General features: G+C 34.8%; 20 protein-coding genes. 7 read left to right on the top strand and 13 right to left on the bottom strand.

Features of this window, described 5'->3' with window-relative positions:
- Positions 1-41: 41 nt before the first annotated feature.
- The 6 genes from JHL15_RS04830 to JHL15_RS04805 are packed head-to-tail and all read left to right on the top strand — an operon-like array spanning position 42 to position 4,055.
- Positions 42-794: a polysaccharide deacetylase family protein gene (locus JHL15_RS04830; RefSeq protein ID WP_200243617.1), complete on the top strand. Its 753-nt coding sequence runs from the start codon at positions 42-44 to the stop codon at positions 792-794.
- Positions 791-1,417 (top strand): LolA family protein, encoded by a 627-nt coding sequence (locus JHL15_RS04825; protein WP_200243616.1) that lies wholly within the window; start codon positions 791-793, stop codon positions 1,415-1,417. Before JHL15_RS04830 ends, JHL15_RS04825 begins: the two co-directional genes overlap by 4 nt.
- Positions 1,383-2,018 (top strand): hypothetical protein, encoded by a 636-nt coding sequence (locus tag JHL15_RS04820; RefSeq protein ID WP_200243614.1) that lies wholly within the window; start codon positions 1,383-1,385, stop codon positions 2,016-2,018. Before JHL15_RS04825 ends, JHL15_RS04820 begins: the two co-directional genes overlap by 35 nt.
- Before the next feature lie 3 nt (positions 2,019-2,021).
- Positions 2,022-2,402: a 3-hydroxyacyl-ACP dehydratase gene (locus tag JHL15_RS04815; protein ID WP_200243612.1), complete on the top strand. Its 381-nt coding sequence runs from the start codon at positions 2,022-2,024 to the stop codon at positions 2,400-2,402.
- A complete protein-coding gene (locus JHL15_RS04810) occupies positions 2,399-2,884 on the top strand; it encodes a hypothetical protein (RefSeq protein ID WP_200243611.1) in 486 nt (161 codons plus the stop codon). Before JHL15_RS04815 ends, JHL15_RS04810 begins: the two co-directional genes overlap by 4 nt.
- A 4-nt stretch (positions 2,885-2,888) precedes the next feature.
- The gene (locus JHL15_RS04805) at positions 2,889-4,055 is read left to right on the top strand and encodes a DUF2062 domain-containing protein (RefSeq protein WP_200243610.1); all 1,167 of its coding nucleotides are present in this window, start codon (positions 2,889-2,891) and stop codon (positions 4,053-4,055) included.
- A gap of 49 nt (positions 4,056-4,104) precedes the next feature.
- On the opposite strand, the gene JHL15_RS04800 is transcribed toward JHL15_RS04805, so the two are convergent.
- The 11 genes from JHL15_RS04800 to JHL15_RS04750 all read right to left on the bottom strand — a co-directional run bounded on the left by JHL15_RS04800 (position 4,105) and on the right by JHL15_RS04750 (position 17,098).
- Positions 4,105-4,470 (bottom strand): SdpI family protein, encoded by a 366-nt coding sequence (locus tag JHL15_RS04800; RefSeq protein ID WP_200243608.1) that lies wholly within the window; start codon positions 4,468-4,470, stop codon positions 4,105-4,107.
- A 96-nt stretch (positions 4,471-4,566) separates the two neighbouring features.
- Positions 4,567-6,579, bottom strand: coding sequence for an FG-GAP-like repeat-containing protein (locus JHL15_RS04795; protein ID WP_200243606.1), 2,013 nt, complete (start codon positions 6,577-6,579; stop codon positions 4,567-4,569).
- A gap of 24 nt (positions 6,580-6,603) precedes the next feature.
- A complete protein-coding gene (locus tag JHL15_RS04790; RefSeq protein ID WP_200243605.1) occupies positions 6,604-7,698 on the bottom strand; it encodes a hypothetical protein in 1,095 nt (364 codons plus the stop codon).
- A 264-nt stretch (positions 7,699-7,962) separates the two neighbouring features.
- Positions 7,963-9,669, bottom strand: a complete 1,707-nt coding sequence (locus JHL15_RS04785) for a C45 family autoproteolytic acyltransferase/hydolase (RefSeq protein WP_200243604.1) — start codon at positions 9,667-9,669, stop codon at positions 7,963-7,965.
- On the bottom strand, positions 9,656-11,194 hold the full coding sequence (locus JHL15_RS04780) for a phytoene desaturase family protein (protein ID WP_200243603.1): 1,539 nt from the start codon (positions 11,192-11,194) through the stop codon (positions 9,656-9,658). The genes JHL15_RS04785 and JHL15_RS04780 overlap by 14 nt, the downstream gene beginning before the upstream one ends.
- Before the next feature lie 90 nt (positions 11,195-11,284).
- Positions 11,285-12,166: an LpxL/LpxP family acyltransferase gene (locus JHL15_RS04775; protein WP_200243601.1), complete on the bottom strand. Its 882-nt coding sequence runs from the start codon at positions 12,164-12,166 to the stop codon at positions 11,285-11,287.
- A 56-nt stretch (positions 12,167-12,222) separates the two neighbouring features.
- A complete protein-coding gene (locus tag JHL15_RS04770; RefSeq protein WP_200243599.1) occupies positions 12,223-12,477 on the bottom strand; it encodes a phosphopantetheine-binding protein in 255 nt (84 codons plus the stop codon).
- A gap of 6 nt (positions 12,478-12,483) precedes the next feature.
- On the bottom strand, positions 12,484-13,704 hold the full coding sequence (locus tag JHL15_RS04765) for a beta-ketoacyl-[acyl-carrier-protein] synthase family protein (RefSeq protein WP_200243596.1): 1,221 nt from the start codon (positions 13,702-13,704) through the stop codon (positions 12,484-12,486).
- Between the two features lie 17 nt (positions 13,705-13,721).
- Complete coding sequence (gene fabG, locus JHL15_RS04760) at positions 13,722-14,453, bottom strand: 3-oxoacyl-ACP reductase FabG (protein WP_200243593.1); 732 nt, start codon at positions 14,451-14,453, stop codon at positions 13,722-13,724.
- A gap of 15 nt (positions 14,454-14,468) precedes the next feature.
- The gene (locus tag JHL15_RS04755; RefSeq protein ID WP_200243592.1) at positions 14,469-15,575 is read right to left on the bottom strand and encodes a WG repeat-containing protein; all 1,107 of its coding nucleotides are present in this window, start codon (positions 15,573-15,575) and stop codon (positions 14,469-14,471) included.
- Positions 15,572-17,098, bottom strand: a complete 1,527-nt coding sequence (locus JHL15_RS04750) for an HAL/PAL/TAL family ammonia-lyase (protein ID WP_200243590.1) — start codon at positions 17,096-17,098, stop codon at positions 15,572-15,574. Before JHL15_RS04750 ends, JHL15_RS04755 begins: the two co-directional genes overlap by 4 nt.
- A 98-nt stretch (positions 17,099-17,196) precedes the next feature.
- Here JHL15_RS04750 and JHL15_RS04745 point away from each other — a divergent pair, with 98 nt between their 5' ends.
- Positions 17,197-18,438, top strand: coding sequence for an NAD(P)/FAD-dependent oxidoreductase (locus JHL15_RS04745; protein ID WP_200243588.1), 1,242 nt, complete (start codon positions 17,197-17,199; stop codon positions 18,436-18,438).
- 180 nt (positions 18,439-18,618) lie between these two features.
- On the opposite strand, the gene JHL15_RS04740 is transcribed toward JHL15_RS04745, so the two are convergent.
- Both JHL15_RS04740 and JHL15_RS04735 read right to left on the bottom strand, forming a co-directional pair.
- Entirely contained in the window at positions 18,619-19,911 is a 1,293-nt protein-coding gene (locus tag JHL15_RS04740; RefSeq protein WP_200243577.1) for a phenylacetate--CoA ligase family protein, read from the bottom strand.
- A gap of 99 nt (positions 19,912-20,010) precedes the next feature.
- Complete coding sequence (locus JHL15_RS04735; protein WP_200243564.1) at positions 20,011-21,690, bottom strand: M23 family metallopeptidase; 1,680 nt, start codon at positions 21,688-21,690, stop codon at positions 20,011-20,013.
- Positions 21,691-22,288 lie beyond the last annotated feature (598 nt).

Genomic DNA, 22,288 nt, shown 5'->3' with positions numbered 1-22,288 from the left:
AGATTGAGAAAACTTTAAACCAAAAATTCAAAACCATAAAGATGAAACACTACTCATTTATTTTATTTTATCTTTTCTGTAATGTATTTATTTATGCATTCCATGGGACTTTTTGGGTATATTTGTTTTGTTTTTTGCTGTTCTCAGCAATTGTAGTCTGGGCATCTTTTGATATCGAATTAGGGTACTTTGTCAATAGCATTACCCATAAAAGAACAAAATTGAAAGAAGTGGCTCTCACTTTTGATGATGGTCCTACTGAATTCACTCCAAAGTTTTTAGACCTGCTCCAACAACATCAGATCAAGGCTACATTTTTCTGTATTGGAAAACAGATTGAAAAATACCCTGAAACATTTCAAAGAATTATTTCAGAGGGTCATACTATAGGAAACCACACCTATACCCATTCCAATTCAACAGGATTTTTATCTACAAAAAAAATGGCAGAAGAAATCAAACAATGTGATGAGAGTATTGCAGCGATTGGAAATACAACAACCCATTTATACAGACCTCCTTTTGGTGTCACCAATCCATCAATTGCAAAAGCTATTAAAAGGATAGGAAAAAAAAGTATCGGCTGGAATATCCGATCATTAGATACGGTGATTGAAGATGAAAAGAAGATCTATAAAAGGATTACAGGAAAAATTAAACCTGGTGGCATTATCCTTCTTCATGACACTTCAGAAAAGACCTATCGTGTTTTGGTAGATTTATTGCTATTTTTGGGGAATAAAAAATATTCTACTTTTACTATTGATTCAATTATAAAATCAGATAAAAAATGATTAAAAATATTGCTTTCGGAGCATTTTTATTAGTTTCAGGTTTCTTTTTTGCACAAAATACAGCAATGACAGGAACTGAGGCAAAAGCATTTGTAACCAAAGTATCTTCGGAAACTCAGCAGATCAAAACATTGCAGAGTGATTTTACCCAAACAAAAAAAATGGATTTTCTGGACAAGAACATTGTTACTTACGGTAAGATGTCTTTAAAATCTCCAAATATGCTTAGCTGGAAATATACAAAACCTTATCAGTACAGTATTGTTTTTAAAGAAAATAAAATCTTTATTAATGATCAGGGGAAAAAGTCTTCAGTGGATGCCAAAAGTAAAACTTTCGAAAAGATCAATAAATTAATTGTTGGAAGCTCGAATGGGAAAATGTTCAATGATCCTGAGTTTACAGTGACCTACTTTAAAAATGCCACTTACAATATCGCTAAGTTTACTCCAAAATCTGCTCAATTATTAAAATACATCAAGCAGATCGAGTTGTACTTTCCTAAAAGCGAATCGACTGTTGCACAGGTTAATATGTTAGAAGCATCCGGAGACACCACAAATATTGTTTTCAAAAACACTAAAATCAATGCGCCGATTTCTGCTTCAGAGTTTTCTTTATAGTGCTCTTCTCTTATCCCTTCTATCCTGCAAGACATACCATCTTACAGATGTAAAAACGGGTTCTGGCTCTGAGAAAATGGTCGCGAATCAATATTTTTCTTCTAAAGAGGATTATGTGTATAAGTGCCAGATCGATATTTACAAGAACCATATCAGTGGAATCCTGATCATAAAGAAGATCAATGAAACGACACATCGTGTCGCGCTAACATCCGATTTCGGAAATAAGCTCATAGATTTCGAAATTTCTGATAAAGATTTCAAAATCAATTACATCATTCCAGATCTTGATAAGAAGATTGTGAAAAACTTTTTGAAAAATGACTTTCAACAACTTTTAAAGCATGAGTATCCTGTAAATGAAAGATTTGAAAATAATCAATCAAAGATCTACGTTTCTCAGGACGACAATAAAAAGTATTATCTGTTTTTCAATAAGGAAAATGGATTACTGGAGCAACTTATCTACACTAAAAATAACAGGGAAAAAATCAATTTTAGTTTTGAAGCAAAAAAACATATCTTCGCCGATAGTATAGATCTACAACACAAAGATTTTAAGATTAATATAAAGCTATTTCAAATAACAGAAACCGAGTAACAGATGCAAACCATTCTTACAGACTTTTATAATTTACAATCCCATGATAAAGGAGAAAACGGAAGTTTCGTTGCCCATATTAAGTTAAATAAGGATCACGAAATTTTCAGAGGCCATTTTCCTGGAAATCCTGTTACACCAGGCGTATGCATGATGCAGATTGTAAAAGAACTAACTGAAGAATTCACGGGTTCAAAATTATTTTTAAAAACCGCTTCCAATGTAAAGTTTATGGCGATTATCAATCCATTTGAAACGCCTGACCTTACCGTACAATTGGATATCAGTGAAAGTGAAGAAGAGGTAAAAGTAAAGAATACTACTTTATTTGGCGAGACAATTGCTTTAAAAATGTCAGTACACTATAAAAGACAAACCTCATGAAATTGATCTTATCACTGATAACAGCTTTTCTCTTTTTCTTCCAGTCCTCTGATTTGGAAGCATTAAGAAATAGCTATGCAAAAGCTAATCAATCTAATGCCAACACACAAACGTTCATCAACGTTGCGGAAAAACAATCTGCTTCTGATCCTATTACTTCAGGTTACAAGGCTGCTGCACAGATTATGGAAGCGAAGGTAACTACAGAAAAAGGAAAAAGAAAATCATTTGTAAAAACAGGAGCAACAAGCCTTGAAAATGTTATAAAAAGTAACCCTAATAATATTGAATTAAGGCTGATCCGATTGAGCGTTCAGGAAAACATTCCTAAAATTGTAGGGTATCACTCCAGTTTAAAAGATGATAAAGCATTTATTTTGAGTAACTACAGCAAACAGAATTCAGCTTTAAAAAGTTACATTCAGAAGTTTGCAGCACAGTCGAAAACCTTTACCGCTACAGAAAAAGCTTCGTTAAAATAAAACAATGACCCTTCCTGAAGTACAAAATGCAATTTCTGAAAAGAAAATATGTGTTTTAATTCCTACATACAATAATGAAAAAACTCTTAACAGGGTTATTGATGGTGTCCTGGAATACACCCAAAACATTGTTGTTGTAAATGATGGTTCTACGGATTCTACTACTCAGATACTCAATAGCTATCCTCAGATATCGATTATCACTTTGCCTGAAAACAAAGGAAAAGGAAATGGGCTAAAAATCGGGTTTCGAAAAGCAAAAGAACTTGGATATCATTATGCTATAACCATTGATTCTGATGGTCAGCACTACCCCAATGATATTCCTGTTTTTGTTGACGCCCTGCTTCAGGAAAAGGAAGATGTTCTATTAATCGGTAACCGAAATATGTCTCAGGATGGAATCCCGAAGAAAAGTAGTTTCGGAAACCGTTTTTCCAATTTCTGGTTTTGGTTTGAAACGGGTATTAAATTAGAAGATACCCAATCTGGTTATCGCTTATACCCTCTTCTTAGAATTCCTAAAAAATATTTTACCCCCAAGTTCGAATTTGAAATCGAAATCATTGTAAGATCTGCATGGAAACATATTCCTGTAAAAAATGTTCCTATAAAAGTACTGTATGATCCTGCTGAAAGGGTTTCTCATTTCAGACCATTTAAAGATTTTACAAGAATCAGCATTTTAAATACGATTCTTGTTACGATCACTTTATTATATATTATTCCTCGGAATTTCATCAATAATTTCAGAAAGAAAAGTTTTAAAAGATTCATAAAAGAAGATGTTCTTGAAAGTGCCGGAACTAATCGTATCAAAGCATTTTCTGTTGCTTTGGGTGTTTTTATAGGGCTCTCTCCTTTTTGGGGTTTCCAAACTCTGCTTGTCATTTCACTTTCTGTTCTTTTCAAATTGAATAAGGTCCTGGCTTTTGTTGCCTCTAATATAAGCTTGCCCCCATTCATCCCATTCATTATTGCCGCATCATTGTTTATAGGTGCACCTTTTGTGCATGGAGAAAGCAATATTATAAATCAGGAATTGAATTTTGAACTGGTTAAAAATAACCTTCTTCAATACATTATAGGCAGTTTGATCCTGGCAACATCAACATCTGCTATTTCTGGAATTGGAGTCTATCTTTTTCTGAATAAAGTGAGTCCTGAGTAAGGAAGATTTCACCTCTCTCGTTATTTCGGCAAACAAAAGTATCTAAGAATTACTTAAATACAACTCCATAAAATAAAAGAATGGTAAGAATAATGGTGATAAAAATAGAAAGAACAGCCAACACCATTTGTACGGTAGCATAAGTACTGGCTTTATCCTCCTCCTTAACTTCAAATGACAGATTGATCTTATCAGGACTTTTGATGATCCACCAGATGAACATCAATAGAATTAAATTAAGAACAATCGGAAAAAATAAAAATATTTTACTCCCAAATCCATCTGTATTTTTTCCATATCCATGAATGGGAATAATCTGGGGAATTGAATCATAAATATTCAGTAAATAGCCTGTATATAACAGAATAATAACGAATGGAATACTGAATACTATTTTTATTTTCTTTGAAATCATGTTTTCTTCAATAATTTTTTACATTATTTGATCCGGCAATATAAACAAAAACTGCAAGACCTTTCGATCCTGCAGCAGCTTATTATGTGTGGAATTTTATTTTTTGGTTATTTTCTGAGAATATGTTTTACTATTCTTATCCATTACCACAAGGATATAGACACCTGAGTTTAATTGTTTAATTGAGACAGAGCTTCTTTCAACTTTGGCTTGTAAAGCTATCCTGCCCGTTAACTCATATATTTTCGCTTCTACAGGGATAAAATCATTGCCAGATTTAAAGAATATCATATCATCACTTGGATTTGGATACACTGTCAATAGCTCTTTGGAATCCTGAACTTCTTTAACATCTAAATGTGTTCCTTCCACAACGTTCACTGTTGTATTCGGAGTTACATTATATATTACGTCTACCAGACCTGAAGGCCATTTTACAACAACTTTTGTAATAGCAGTAGCCTGACCAATTCCAAAATGAACGTTTAATGTATTCATATTCTGGAATCCTACACCACTTTGTACATCACGAATCTGTTTTCCCCAGGCTCCGTAGATCTCAACCCTAGCTCCGATTCCATTTCTATTACTTTCGGTTCCTTTTAGGGTCACTTTTAACCACTTATTGGTGTTTCCATCATTCAACAGTATCATAGTCCCATTTTGGATATCTAAAAAGCCATCATTATTCAAATCTCCAATAGGTCTGTTGTCATGATCCAAAGTATAGGGGTTAAGATTAGGGGAGAATTTAAATGTTCCATCTCCAAACATAATGGTATTCCCAGCACCCAGTATATCGAGAAACCCGTCATTGTCAAAATCATAAGCTACATATTCTCTGCTTAAACTGTTTATAGTCTCATATCCTGATCCGATTGATACATCTGTAAACGTGCCATCCCCATTATTTTTCATGACTTTGCTCAATCCGTTTGCCGTCGAATTTATTCCTATCACCGCATCCATCCAGCCATCATTATTAAAATCTCCCCATGCAGAAGACCAGGTTTGAGTCGGATTCGCCATATTTGCGGCAACCGCTACATTGGTGAATGTTCCGTTTCCGTTATTCCTCAACAACTCATCGATGTTTCCTCCAGGGCCTGAACCTCCGCCACTGCATTTTGCAATATAAAGATCCATATCTCCATCATTATCATAATCGATCCAAATAGAACCATAATTACCTCCTGAAGGAAAGTCTCCCAATCCTCCCTGATAATGGTTCATATTGGTTCCGTCATTGATATAAAATCTGTTGGGAGCATTATCGTCGCAGACAAAAGCATCCAGCTTCCCATCTTTATTGATATCGATAAAATTGGTCCGCTGTGTTAGAAATGACTGAGGTTTTCTGTCAGAAGTGTAACCTGTTCCATCAGCATTTGCTTTTACAAAAGCGATCCCGCTTCCTGAACCGTAGATCAGATCATTAAAACCGTTATTGTCATAATCCCCTGCTGCAATACTCCAGGTAGGCTGTACAATAGTACTGGGAATGGTATAAGAAACATTATTAAATGTTCCCCCCGGTTGCTGATAAGATATAATCATTTGGGTACTATTGATAACAGATACAATGTCATCCAGGTAATCGCCATTCATATCTACCACACAATTATTGTAAATTCCAGCCGCACTCACCGGTTGAGAAGTAAATGACAGTCTGCTTATAATAGGAGGAGCTTCAGATAGCGTAAAATTAAAACCTAAGCTAGACCATTTGTTATCAAATACAATATAATACACAGTTCCAGCCGTTGCAGCAAATGTTACCTGTGAAGAATTACTTGAAAAGTCATCATTTGCTGCTACACAGGTCAGAGAGCCACAGCTTCCTTTAAATACGATCAATCGGGTATCTACGTTTTGTCCTGCAATAACACTGGAAACAGTAATGCTCTTGTTTTGCGTCGCTGTATATTTATACCATAATCCCTTTGTTCCAAGAGTTCCCAAGCCACAAACTGCAGTAGGGGCTATTCCTGTAACTGCGGGTGCTGTATATGTTCCTGCTGTAATATCTATTGCAGAAGCACATGTCAATTGAGCCATTCCCCATGTTATATTCAATAATAGAACAAAAAGGGATAAAATTTTTCTCATATTTTTCAGTTTGGTTATTATATTTTATGGGCAGTTTTGATTCAGGGAATTGATCCACTGTCTCAAAAGTTCTACCCCTTCGTCATGCACTATTGTTCGTCCTAACAAAGGCATTCTTTTACTTTCATCTACAGAACTAAGCCTAAAGTTCATGACCGATTTATTATGATTTCCCGGTGCTATGATCCTTTGTATTGACGCATCTATTGGTTCATCTGCCACTACACAAACACCCATGTTCGTTAAGTTCGTTGTCTGGCTAAAATTCAATCGGATTGCACGATAATCGCAACGTGCATTCTGCTGATGGCAATGTCCACAGTTGATATCCAAATAAGATCGTATGCGAATCTCCAGAGGTTTACTGGTATCTTTATAGTTAACCGTAGAAACAATATTGGCTGGATAGCTCACCAGATATCCTTCATCTAATAATTTTTGTAATTGGTTTTTAACACCTCCTCCATAGTTATAAGTCGTATTCAGGTTTTGAGGTTTCACTCCGATAGGGATTGGCTTATTATCCAGTTTGTGACAAGCATAGCATTCTGATTCTGATGGTATTCTGTAATCTATCGTCATCACATCATTATTCTCTTTTTTAAAGGTCAGATTTTTAGAACTGCCACTGGTAAAGTCACTGCCAGTCACCAGATTCGCCTCTGTTTGGTCATCATTCCATAGATACTCCGCAAATATCCACCCGCTTGATTTTCGTATCATTAACCGGGTTTCAAGTATTTTGGTTGTATTATTTGGCTGTACAGTAGTGTAGTAAAAGCTCTTTATTAAAACTGTTCCTACAGGAAAATTCAATGTTTTATTATCAGCATCGAAAGTGGCTTTCACCCCTTCCGGCATCCAGATAAATCTCTTTTTTAAAGCATAGTCAGTAAAAAGAGAGCTGGCAGGTTCGTAGGGGATGACTTTTTTCGTGGGAGATAAATTTTTCAATTCTCCGGTAAAAAAAGCATAAGTAGATAATTTAGCATATGGAACGGCATTAATATCAAAATTAACACGAGGGGTTTCTACAGCTACTCCTTCTATTCTATCATCATTCTTACAGGAAAATATGACAAACACACATAAAAGGGATAAAAAATAAATATTCTTCATTCATTTAACAGTTTTAACAAAACGAATATAAATAATAAATCGACATATAGCCAAATATTTTACATTCAAAAGTTAAAATCAATTAAAACAATAAAACAAAACAATCAAAACATAGATAATTAATCAATAAAATAAATAATTAAACCTTAAAAAACACAAAAGTATCAAATTAACAAAAATAAAAACAAAACAATAAACCTTCGTCAATGCTTACTACTCTTAATAATGATTTTAAATTTCCAGGGAAGAAGAACCGCGTAAGATTTAGTTTAGATGCTTGTTCGTCTTTTTCAGATATTTTTCGATGGTCTTTTGATCAGGTATAGTAGTAATTTCTTTTGTTAAGGCTTTTTCGAATTCAGTTTTTGCCTTAGAATAATCTTTTTTATTGAAATAGTATTTCCCTGCCTCATAATAAACAATCCATAAATCCGGATTTAAAGATTGATAGTGTTGGATAAATTCCTCCGTAAGGCTTTTCTTTTTATCATCTATTGCCTCTTTTATTTGGGCATTCAATTTTTTGTATTCTTCGTAATCTTTGTATTCCTGTGAATCAATGAACGGATCTTTAGCAATATTCAATTGAGAATTAGCGAACTCACCAGACTTTAACCTATCTTCAGAGAAAATATTGTTAAGGTCATAACAAACAAATTCGCCCAATTGATAAGGGTTTGAAGAAACCCAAACCTTTTTTTTCTGTGGTGAAAATATTACTGCATGGTGGGCAAGCAGCTGATTAATTGCTTTTTCGTTTCCAAATCCTATTTTCTCGCCCTTCAACCCAGATCTGTCTCTTAAAAGAGAAGCCATTTTCTCAGGATTTAATTTCCCATTTTCCTGAAGCAATTCCTGAAGTTTTTCGTATCGGTATTCTGAATGACTCTCCTGGATGTGTTTCTGATTCTTTTTATCATCTTTATAAGCGTCCGATTGAAAATGATTAGTGCAAAAAACACGGCTTGAATTCTGGACTTTATATACTCCAAAATTATGAGGTGACACTTCTATAATCACAGCATTCTTATCATTGGCACTTCCTACCAATATAGATTCAGACACAAAGACTTTTCTCTTTTTTGCGATAGCAATTGCCTCATCAATATTCTTAGCATACTGCAAAATTTCCCTGGTTACCAGTGATATGGGAGTCTTTGCCGTTAATGGGATTTTGGATTTGCCGGCATTGATCGTTACAGTAATGCCTTCTTTATTCATTCCGGAAACAACTCCGATCATTCCAGGCCAGCTTACGGACATATAAGGAATCCCATCTTCTGGTTCTATAAATTCTACCAGCTTATTTTTAGCAAAATCATCGCCTACATAAAAATCAAAATTTCTCCCAATCAATAGATCTCCATCTTCTGTATTTTCATTCCAAACCGCCAGAGAGCTGCATCCCACTATCGCCAGATCCTGCATTGCGTGACCAATATCATGCGCTCCGTGCAGATACAAACTTCGCAGATATCTGGGAGCAATAAAGTCATACTGATCGGAAGAATACTGAGATAAACCATATAGCTCAGCCTGATAATCTTCTCTTACATTAAGGTACATTTTCCTGTTATACCATTTCAAAAAGCCGCGCAATAGTTTTTGCTTAAATTTAGATGGAACAAAACCTTCTACTTTAGAAAAGAAAATAGCCTCTTGTTTCTGCATGAGATCTTTAGTAAGAGCACCATTATTGTACCCCAGCTGAAGAGGATTACCTTTAATATACAATTCCCAGAGCTGCTGCTTATTCTTGGTTAAATAATTTTGATTATAGCTAAAAGTGGAATCATTGATCTTATCTACTTTTGGGATTTCCAGTTTATATTGTTTTACTTCTGGAATATGATGGATTGATTTTCTAATACCACACGAAATAAGAAAAAGCATCAGGAAAAAAGAGAATGCTATTAAAAAAAGATCCTTTTTTATGATTGGATATACTGACTTGATGTTACTTTTCCTCATGATTTTCTTTTATCATTTGCTCCAAACGTTCATCAATGAGATCTTTCCCCAAAATCTCAGCACAGGTACTGAAAGCACCGATTGTACATCCCAGAATACCATGCATATTAACAGACTGGCCAGTCAAAAAAAGATTATCAATCTTAGTTCTTGGTGAAACCATTGTCTTTAAAGGGTTTTCGGAACTTTTAGCGTAACCGTACATATTCCCTTCGAAACTTCCAATATAGTCACGATAAGAAAGTGGAGAAGAAGTATAGATCGAAGTAATCATTTTCCTGAGCTCAGGAATTTTCTTTTCTAAAGCATCAATCATCTTATTGGCTTTTTCTAACTTAAACGCCTCATATTCTGATCCTCTTTCATGCTTTTCTGCAACCGTGTTTGTCGTTTTTTGCCAGATTTTCACCTCATCGAAATCCATATAAGAGATCGCAGTTAAGCTTTCTGCAAATTCCGGATGGTACTTTGAAGCCGTCGCAGTAAGCATATAATTCTCCGGCCAAGTTTGCTTCTCATAACGATAGGCATCCCAAACATGATCTTCGGAAGAATAGTGATAAACATTATTATTGAAATAAGGGAGACTACCAGGTTTCAAAATAAGATACACACTAAAACAGGATGAAATAGGTTCCCAACTCAGAACCCTGTTCAGAAAAGATTTTCGCCACCTCTTCTCATTGATTAACTTAAGCGTTGAGCGAATATCTATATTGGAAATAAATTTCTTGGCAGCATATTCTTTCCCTGCCGACGTATTTACAGCAACAAGAATTCCATTATCATCAAAGATCATTTCAGAAACTTCAGTATGTTTATGTACTTCTGCACCATATTCCCGTAGTTTTCTTATCAGCAGTTTCGAAATCTGACTTCCTCCTTTCACACATTTATAAGCACTTTGAATACAGGAATTAACCGTAAGTGCATGTACATAAAACGGGGTATTTTCAGAATCTCCTCCATAAAGAAAATTAGAACCTAATAATACGGATTGTAGTTTTTTATTCGAAGTGATGGACTCAATAAATCTTCTGGTATTCAGGTGGAGAATTTCTTCATTATAATGATCTTTTCCAATAACATTATATCTGGGAAAATGACTGCATACATACTGTACTCCTTCGCAATACCGTTCCAGGTTTTCCTTCTCGTCCGGAAAAAAATGAGACAGTTGTTTTACAAAATTATCGTAGCCCTGAGCATGCGGATATTCTGTTTCATCACCATTAAAAGTAATTTTGTCAAAACCATCTTCATCCATCTTATGGATCTCCAGGTCATTCATTATTTCCAGATACGAAAAATACTGATGTAGATTCTCCCCTTTTGAAAGCCCTCCCAGATAGTGAACTCCAGTATCAAAGATTAGCTTATCCCGTGAAAAGGTCTGTAAATTACCTCCATATTGATTATTTTTTTCCAATACACATACTTTAAAGCCTTCTTTGGCTAAAATCAGAGCCGAAACAAGACCTCCTAATCCACTGCCGATTACAAGTATGTCATATTCTTTTTTCAAGGGAGATATTTACTTATTAAGCATTATTTTTAAAATAAGCTTAAATGTATGAGTTTATAGTTAGTTTTTGGGAATTAAAAATATAGAAAATTAATGAATATCGTCCCAAAAATCAAAATAATTGAACCATTGACGTGGATATTTCTTAAGCATAGACTCCAGATTCTGTACATAAGAGTTTAATAATCCCTGAGCATCCCGTTTTTTCACTTGTGCAACACGGGCATAGAGATGGTAATGAAGATTCCTTTCTTTCATCACATATACATACACTACAGGAACACCAAGTCTGGAAGCAATAAGAAACGGACCTGCGGGAAATTTCGCACTTTTCCCTAATAATTCTGTTTCTAAAAACTTGGATCCCTCAAAATATCGATCTCCTGTAAAACAGATCAACTCGTTATTAGAGAGTGCTGTATTGATATCGAAAATATGGGACATATCTTCTTTAACATAAATGAATTTGATATTGCTTTTTTTAACAGCAATACTATCCATATATTCCTTAATTATAGTCACCTCCTGATCTGTCGTCACTAAATTGATCTGACAGTCAAAATCAATATCCGCAAAAAAATGTTCAGCAATTTCAAAGTTTCCGATGTGTGCACTGATAAGGACTCCACCTTTTTTTTCGTTTAAAAGGTTTTTAAGATTTTCAATTCCATCAAATTCATAAGTGAATCGATCCCGTAAACCAACAGAAATGGCCGTTTTGTCGATTAAAACTTTTCCAAAAATAAAATAACTCTTGAATACTGAAATTTTAGATTTCCAGAAATTATAGTTTAATCTTTTGTTGAAATAGTAGAAGATATAGCGGTTACTTTTGTTTAGAAATAGAAAGTAATACGCAGCTACAAAATAAAGCACAAAATAAGAACTCCGGATGCCGATATTTCTAATACAGTAGACAAATATTTTATATCCTAATATTGTCCCCTTAGATTTACCTTTCCATTTGTTCATCCTTTATTTGTAAAGTTTTTCGAAGAAATTCAAAAAAAATAAAATTCAATCAATAACTATGAATTTTTATTGGCAATTTTATTCTCAATCGTTGTGTAGAAATCATTAAAAGTGATCATTTGCTTAAAATCAGCTTCTCCTAATTTCACACCGAAATTAGCTTCAATAATAACGACCATATCGATATAGTCTAAACTGTCTAAACCTAATGTTGTTTTAAGAATAGCGTCTTTGTTTATCTCATCACTATCTACCTCAAACTCATTCACTAAAAAATCATTAACGATAGCAACAATTTTTTCTCTTTCCATGTTTCTCTAATCAAATTTTTTAACAATTAATGCGGAATTGGTTCCCCCAAAACCGAAAGAATTCGACAAAAATACGTCAATTTTTTGATTTTTTGTTTCAGAGACCAAATTTATCCTTTTTGCTTCTTCATCCGGGTTTTCAAGATTGATGTTTGGAGCCACAAAATCATTCTGCATCATCAGTATCGAATAGATTACTTCACTAGCACCTGCCATCCAACATTCATGTCCCGTCATTGATTTCGTAGAACTCACAGGAACATTTTCACCAAAGATCTCATAGATCGCTCTTGCCTCATTAGCATCTCCTATCGGTGTAGAAGTAGCATGGGCATTAATGTAATCGATATCTTTTGCATGTAATCCGGATTGTTTTAAAGCTCTGTCCATTGCTAAAGCTGGACCATCAACGTTAGGCGTAGAAATATGTCCTCCGTTTGAAGAAAAGCCATAACCAATGATTTCTCCCAAGATGGGAACTCCTCTTCTTTGTGCAGACTCCAGACTTTCAACGATTAAAGTTGCAGCACCTCCACTTGGTATTAATCCATCTCTTCCTGAATCAAATGGTCTTGATGCCTTTTCAGGCTCATCTTCTCTTATTGAGAAAACACCTAATCCATCAAAACTTGCCATTGAATATTTATTGGTTTCCTGTGCTCCTCCACAAACAATCACCTCTTGTAAACCACTCTTAATCATCAAATAAGCCAATCCCAAAGAATGTGATCCGCTTGCACAAGCTGCACTGATTGTAAGATTAATCCCCTTCAGTTTAAAGATTGTTGAAAGATTCATGGTAACAGTAGAATTCATCGATTTGAAAATCGCTCCTGATCCCATTAACGTTGTATCTTTTTTTTCTCTTGCAATGTCAATAGCTTCCACTACCGCCTGAGAAACACTGTCATTTCCATATAAAATACCGACTTCATGATCATTGAGAAAGTCTTCATCAATTTTAGCCTGCTTTAGAGCATCTACCGTAGCAATATAAGCATATTCGCTTTCTTCACCCATGCTGACACGTTGTCTTCTGTTGAGAAGGCCTTTCAGATCTGGCTTTGGAACTTGTCCCGTTAACCCTGATCTATATCCAAAGTCTTTTCTTTCCTGTTCAAGAACAATACCGGATTTTCCTTGATATAGGGATTCCTTCACCTCCTCTAAAGAAGTTCCGATGCAAGAATAAATTCCCATTCCGGTAATCACAACCCTATTTTCCATCCTATTTAAAATAATGATTATGAGTAAATACCTCCATTAATATTAATAACTTCTCCAGTAATGTAAGAAGCTTTTCTGGAAGCCAAGAATGCAACTAAATCAGCTACTTCTTCTGCCTCTCCAAATCTATTTGCAGGAATCATTGCCTTTAATTCATCTTCATTAAATTCCTGTGTCATATCTGTTCTGATAAATCCCGGAGCTACAGCATTTACGGTAATGTTTCTTTTAGCCACTTCCTGAGCCAATGCTTTTGTTGCTCCTACCACAGCTCCTTTTGCTGCAGAATAATTGGTTTGTCCCGCTGTCCCTTTTACCCCGGACACTGAAACCATATTGATAATTCTTCCATATTTATTACGCAACAACTTCTGAATAAAGAAGTTCGTTACATTGAAAAATCCATTTAAGCTTGTATTGATCACACTATTCCAGTCTTCACTTTTCATCCACATAAACAAGCCGTCTCTTGTAATACCCGCGTTATTTACAATAACCTCAACCAGCGCATCAGCATTATTCTCCTGCCATTCCCCCAACACCTTCAATGTTTCTTCAGCATTTCCTACATCAAATTTAAGAATCTCACCTGTAGCGCCAAGCTCTACAACTTTAGCCAGCGTTTCTTTTGCTGCCTCTTCATTTGAGGTGTAATTAATGAGTATATGATAGCTTTTTTCTTCAGCCAGTTTTAAACAGATTGCCCTTCCAATGCCCCTGGAACCTCCTGTTATAATTGCACATTTCATGTCTTAGTGTTAGTTTTAATTGTGAAAAAGCTCTGCGTTATAGAACCATTTATTTCCTAATAAATTTCCTTTTGTATCAATAAATCCCCATTTACCAGATTTTTTAACCCTGGAAACTCCGCCATTAAAACCTTTATTCTTTTCAGTAAACCCAAAGCTTATAGAAATATCATATTCCATTGGAATAACTAATTTCCCGGAAGTATCAATAAATCCCCAACTTTTCCCTTTTACAGGTGCCAGACCATCATTACTGAAAGATTCGGCATCATTATAAGATGGCTCAACAACATAGTTCCCTTCAATATTGATGTATCCCCACTTACCTCCTTCGAAGACAGGAGCTAAGTTTTGATTAAAAGCTCTTGCTTTAGCAAACTTGGGTTCTATAATCCATTTCCCTGCCTTATCAACAAAGCCTACCTTCCCATTTCTACGGGCATAGGTAAGGGTTTGATTTCCAAAATCCCATATTTTATCGGCTCCTTCTACTACTGTAAATACATTCCCATCAATAACGCCATATGATTTTTCTTTTTGTGCCCAGGTTACCCCATTTACATATTCTCCTACATCTTTATATTCTACAGGAACAATCACTTTTCCGTTCGTATCAATTATTCCCCATTGTCCGTTTTTTGAAGCTCTGGCAAAGCCATTTTGAAAAGGCTTGATCACATCGTATTCTGCAGGGATCGTAACTTTTCCGGCTTTATCAAATGCTCCGATCTTATTTCCAACCTTCATGACGGCTACGCCACTGGTAAAATCATAGATCTTATCAGAATAAGGCATTGTTTGTTTTTCCCCTTTCTTATTAATATAAAACCAAGCTCCATCACGTTCAACAGCACAAAGACCATCATTAAAATCTCTTGTTCTTGAAAATGATGGTTCTATTACCATTTGGCCATCTTTACCTATAAACCCCCAACTATCTTTTACTTTTACAGCAGCCAATCCATCTGAGAAATCTTTTGCACTATCATAGGTGGGTTGCACACTGTAGTTTCCGGATTTATCAATATATCCTATCTTGGCCTTTTCTTTTACTAAAGCCAATTCCTGAGCAAATATGCTTTGCCCTAAAATCATTAATGAAAGAATTACAATTTTTCTCATGCTTTTGTATTTTTAAGATACTGCTTTACTTCTTCCAGATAAGGATACATAATCATATCATCAGAGAAAGCAGGTACTATTTTTCTTATATCATCATATAGTTTCTTTGTAGAGGTGGACACTTTATCCTGAAAGCCCAGATATTCAATTGCCTGAACAATAGTAATCACCTCTATACTTAACACTTCAAAAGCATTTTCTATTACTTTTCTACAAATAACGGCAGCATTGGTCCCCATACTTACAATATCCTGATTGTCATTATTATTAGGAATACTGTGAACGTACATTGAATTGGATAACATCTGACTTTCAGCTGTGGTAGACGTTGCCGTAAACTGAACCCCCTGCATACCAAAATTAAACCCTAATTTACCTAAATTAACGAAAGGAGGTAAAATTTCATTGATCTTTGAGTTCAAAAGATAATTTAATTGCCTTTCAGCAAGCATTGTCAGTTTCGTAACAACCAATTTCAACTTATCCATTTCCAATGAGATATAGTCCCCATGGAAGTTTCCACCATGATAAACATGTTGATCTTCAACATTAATGATCGGGTTGTCATTGGCAGAATTGATCTCATTTTCAAGCACTTTTTCAGTATATTCCAGTGTATCCAATACCGGTCCCAGGATCTGCGGAACACATCTTAATGAATAATATTCCTGAACTTTTTCTTTAAATACTTTTTCCTGTTCTTCAAAATGGGTATATAAATGATCTTCTCTCTTTCTGATCAGCTTGCTATCGGATAAATGCGCACGCATCTTTTCAGCAATCTTTTGCTGGCCATAATGTTTCTTAGTTCCATTTAAAACTTCTGAGAAATGATCGTCATAAGCCTGAACGATTTCATTAATAGCACAAGAAAGTTCTATGGATATTTCTGTAAGCTGATTCGCTTTATATGCATTGACAGCTCCGATACCAGACATTACGGATGTCCCGTTCATCAATGCCAGTCCTTCACGGATTTCAACTTTGATAGGCTCTAGTCCTTCGATCTCAAAAACCTTTTTAGTGGATGTTCTTTCTCCTTTATAGAAAACTTCACCCTCACCAATTAATACAAGAGCCAGGTGAGCCAACTGAACCAAATCCCCACTTGCACCTACACCTCCGTGTTCAAAAACCAATGGCGTAATACCCCTGTTTATTAATTCTTTAAGTAAATAAACCACTGAATTATGGACTCCTGAATTTCCTAGTGACAAAGTATTTAATCTTGCCAGCATACATGCTTTAACTTCCTCAGCAGGTAAAGGGTTTCCAATTCCTGAAGAATGGCTTCTTATTAAATTATATTGAAGCTGATGAGTATCTTCGTCGCTTATTTTAAATTGAGCCATTGGCCCAAATCCGGTATTCACACCATATATTATTTTATTCTTTGAAAATTCTTTTAAAAACTGAAAACTCGCTTCCACCCTGGTTAAAAGTGATTCATCCAGTTCGATTTTTTCATTTTCAATGATAATTTTTTGAAAATCCCTCAGTGCTAAAAAGTTGTCTATTTTCATTAATCAGAAGTAATAGGAGATAATTTTATAATATATTAATTATTTGTCACTAATTTTGCGGCAAAGATAGAAGTTATTATTAAAATAAAAAATCAAAGATGACTAAAGAGTTTGTTGACGTTCTAGTAATCGGCGCCGGTCCATCTGGATGTGTATCTTCCTCATACTTAAAGAAGAACGGCATCAACGTAAAAGTTGTTGAAAAAACAAAATTCCCGAGATTGGTTGTTGGCGAAAGTCTGATTCCCCGGGTCATGGATCATTTTGATGAAGCCGGACTGTTTCCAGCTTTGGATAAAATGGGCTTTGAAAAAAAGCTGGGTGCCCGTTTCTTAAGAGGAGACGAAGTATGTCTATTTGATTTTAGTGATAAGTTCGGAGAAGGCTGGGACTGGACCTGGCAGGTTCCGAGAGCTGATTTTGATAATACATTAGCTAACGAAGTTATTCATAAAGGAATTGACCTTGAATTTGAAACAGAAGTTATCGATATCAAATTCGAAGGAACAGATTCTGTAACCACTGTGAAAGACAAAGCGGGTGAAACAAAAGAGATCAATGCAAAGTTCGTTATTGATTCCAGTGGGTATGGAAGAGTTTTACCACGTTTACTTGATCTGGAAAAACCTTCAAAATTATCTCCTCATTCTGCTATTTTCTCTCATGTGAAAGATATCAATAGAGAAGAAGGAACAGAAGGCACCTTAATTTCCTTTGATATTATTGAAACGGAAGTTTGGCTTTGGGTAATTCCTTTTTCAAATGGAAATACAAGTGTTGGAATTGTTGGGCCGACAGATTATATTGAGGATCTGATAAAAAACGGAGATACAGCAGATGCATTGAGAAAAGCGATTTCACTATCTGATTATTATGTAAAACGTTTCGGAAATGTTGATTTCCTTTTTGAACCAAGACATTTGAAAGATTACTCTTGTTCTGTTAAAAGTTTATTCGGCGATGGATTTGCATTGACAGGAAATGCTTCTGAATTCTTAGATCCTGTTTTTTCATCTGGAATGGCGTTTGCAACAGAATCCGGAATGTTAGCCGCAAAATTAGCCATCAGACAATTAAATGGCGAAACAATAAACTGGCAAAAAGAATATTCGGATTATATATTATATGGTGTAGATGTATTCACTACCTATGTAAAAGAATGGTACACCGGAAATCTTCAGGAGTTATTCTTCCATCAACCGGAAAACCCTGATGTGAAAAAGAAAATCTGCGCAGTTTTAGCTGGTTACGTCTGGGATAAAGAAAATCCTTTTGTAAAAAAGCATGATACGGTTATAAAGAATCTTGCGAGCCTCATCAAAATGGAGAAGCAACAATAATAAAAAACGGTCTGAAATTCAGACCGTTTTTATTTTATTTTAAAGCTTTTTTGATTTCTCTTCCTAAATATCTCCCGGCAGATTCATAACCTGCGCCAATTCTTACATACTTCATTACAAACTCTTTTTAAACAGTTCGCAAATATATGCAAAAAGAGAGGCCGGTATGGGAAATCTTCTTTATCTCAGATCGACAAAGGTAATCGGCTTTCTGCTGTTCGGATTGTAGACTATTTTAGATAAAACATCAAAATCAACAATTTCAATTTTCGGACTTACCCTCAATTTTGCACGAAAATGATCTCTCACCTCATTTACAAAATTTTCAGACTCACTATCTGTACTTATTTTAATGATAATTTCATCCAACCCAATTTCATTAGAATGGATAATGATCTGATAACATAAAAGATTATTAAAATCATTTAAAATATCATTCATTGCAGGTGGATACAGAGTGGTTCCTTTATATTTGATCATATGTTGCTTTCTTCCAAGCACAGGGCCAAGTCTCAATGTATTTCTTCCACATTGGCAGGGTTCGTAATGGGCCTTTACAAGATCTCCGGTTTTAAATCTGAGAAGAGGGATTGCTTCAACTCCAAGAGTAGTAATTGTCAATTCTCCGCTTTCTCCTTCTTTTACAGGATTTTCTTCATCATCGAGAATTTCTGTAATAATTAATTCCGGGTGATGATGCCCTCCTATTTGATGTTCGCATTCTGTAAAAGCTGTACTCATTTCTGTTGAAGCGTAGGTAGAAAACAGCTTAATATTCCATTTTTCTTTAATTTTCTGGGAAAGAATATTATCGGTAAAATCCTGATTCTTTATACTCTCACCAATACAAACAGCTCCGTAAACACTGGAATTCTTATAATCAAGTCCGTGTTTTTCAGCATAATCTATCATTTTTAACAGAAAAGAAGGAACTGTAATCAAGTATTTGGGTTGATATCTAAATATAGAATCCCATTGCAATTCCGGAATCCCAGGTCCCATTCTCACTACACTTGCCCCCATCTTTCTTAATCCTAAAAAATAAGCAAGCCCAGCCATAAATCTTTTATCAATGGTGGTAATCATCTGAACGACATCTCCTTTTTGTATTCCAGCACAGGCAAAAGAGATTGCTTCATTATAGGCCAGTCTTTCAAGATCACTGTCTGATAAACCAAACGTAACCGGGTCCCCTAAGGTTCCGGAAGTAGTACTATAATCTACAATTTTATTGGGTGGAATACAGAAAAAGTCATGATTATACTCCTGTAGATCATTCTTTGATGTTGTGGGGATTTTCTGTAAATCCTCTAAAGACTGAATATCACCAATGTTGATATTATTTTCTTTAAATAGCCTTTGGTAAAATGGTGAATTCTTCTCAAGATATGCTAAAAGCTCTTTGAGCTTTTTCTCCTGAAATGCTTTAATTTCCTGAACTTCTGATTTTTCAATTGACGGATAGAATTGCAATGATATTAATTTTAAGTAGCAAATTTATTAAATAAAACTTTGTAGAATGTATTTATGTAAAATGTATTCATGATTTTCAATTTTGCCTTAAGCTAAACATTATCTCTGAAAAGTAAAAGTTTGTGTATTTATGTTTCCTGCGGTATTCATCGTTGTCACTTTTAAAGTATGTAAACCCGATCCTTTTGGACAATTTTCATCAAAGACATATACAAAATTGTCTTTTACACGGGCAAACCGAAGCCATTTCTCATCCAGTTCTGCTCGAAATGATTCAATATCTCCAATTTTCGTTGTTCCCTTTAATTGCAGTGAACTATTTCCTACAAACATTCCTTCTTTCCAATTGGGAGAAACAGAAGGCAAACTAGTATCCAAAAGAAGTCTTGCAACTCCCAGTCTCTTAAACTGTCCTTCCATCCCGTTTCCATTCCATTTTCCTTTCACAAATTCTTTATCGCTTCCATAATTAAGCTCCATCACCGTTTGATTCTTTTCTTCTCCAGTTAATTTTCTATTTGGTTTTATCTTTAAAGAGTAATTGTTATGAACAGGGACATAAAGATTATGTAAGATGACAGCATTGGAAACAGCATCAGGATCGGATCTTTCAGACATAGAAAAATTGACGGCATCATAAACCGCATTTTTATCAAAATTGATTTCTGCGTTTTCTGTTTTAACCATTTTTCCCTCATTAGGTGTTATTGTTCTAGAACCGGACGACACTCTGTCTAAAGTTTTGTTCAGCTGAATCTGCGTTGTTAACCTGCTTGTGTTTCCGTTAATATCTTTTATAACGATTTCGATATTGTGAATGGCTTCATCCGGGAGTGTTATAATTCCATTTGAACCGAAACTATAATCAGGTAGTTTCATCCCAGGTAATACAGACAAATGCTGAATGCTCATTTTATCGCGAATGAATTTTGCATAATCAATGCACCCATTGATATAGCGCGTATCATCATAACTTACTTTATCAATCTTGAAGCCGTATATTAAATGATTATCTATCAGCAATTGTGCTTCATAAATCCCTAAATTAAATCCCTTATTTGCTTTATCTACAGCTTTTATAGCCAAACTTATCGAAGGTGAGCTGACGTACACAATATCAGTTTTATAAATATTACCTACTTTTTTAACCGCAATATCATTGGCACCTGGCTCATAACTGCTAAAACGCCGGTCATACCAATATAACCCACTGATAACAGGTGCAACACCATCCGGAATATTAAAACCAAATAGCAAAGGATTGAGACATTCTTCAGTTTTAGTATCTCTGATTTCAAAATGCAGGTGAGGTCCTGCGGACCCCCCTGTATTACCACTCAATGCAATCATTTGACCTTTAGAAACAGGAAATTGTCCGGCAGAAAAGGTAATGTCCTGTTCCCATTTCTCATCCTTGTATTGTCTCTGCTTTACATATTCATCGAGAGAATCAAAATAGGAATTCAGGTGTGCATAAACAGTTGTGTATCCATTAGGGTGTGTAACATAAACAGCATTTCCAAAACCATAACGCTCTACTTTTATTCTGCTCACATAACCATCTGCAGCTGCAACAACCGGAAGATTTTCCTGACTATTGGTTCGTATATCCAGCCCCATATGAAAATGATTGGAACGGACTGCTCCAAAATTGGCAGCCAACTGTATCGGAATATTTAAAGGATTCCTAAAGTAGTTTTGAGGATAGTTATTTTGAGCAAAGATCAGGTTTCCAATGGTATAACAAATAATGAGTAAAGATTTTGAAAAGGTTTTCATTCAAATGGTTTTTATGTGTTATCCTAAATTTACAAAATTTTTCCTTACCTGTCTGAAAAGGTCTTTGTTTTTCCAGTGATTTCAAAGGTTTTACGGATGATTATTTTTTATTTTAACGCAAAGATTTTATTTGGCTAACTTTTTATTTTAAGAGGTAAAGGCAGATAAATCTGCTTCGCGAAGCTTGAAAACATAGCTTCGTCTGATCAACTTGTTGATCACTTCTTTGCTTACCTGAAGCTTAATAATAATTATATTAAAACTTTGCTTTAAAAAAACTGTATAATCTTTCAAAATCTGCGTGAGGATATTTTTAAGTTTTTGGTTAAAACCAAATGATACAATGTATAATTTGAAAGTGAGCTAAAGCCCACTTCTATTGATATGGTAATCAATTTTAATTAGTAAAAGTCATAGAGATATCTGGAAAAAACCTTAAAAAAAATCTCCCTTTTACATTTTAAAATTCACAAATAATTGATCGCTTTATTTATATTTCTGAAATTGAACTTTTTAATAGATGATATCAAAATAAAACATATATTATAAACCGACAAAAAATCACTAAATTTGCCAACTTAATTAATCAACGATATTG

The organism is Chryseobacterium paridis, assembly GCF_016595215.1.
GTDB classification, from domain to species: Bacteria; Bacteroidota; Bacteroidia; order Flavobacteriales; family Weeksellaceae; genus Chryseobacterium; species Chryseobacterium paridis.
The sequence above is the reverse complement of the archived record's forward strand: the minus strand, read 5'-3'. Positions and strand labels throughout refer to the sequence as shown.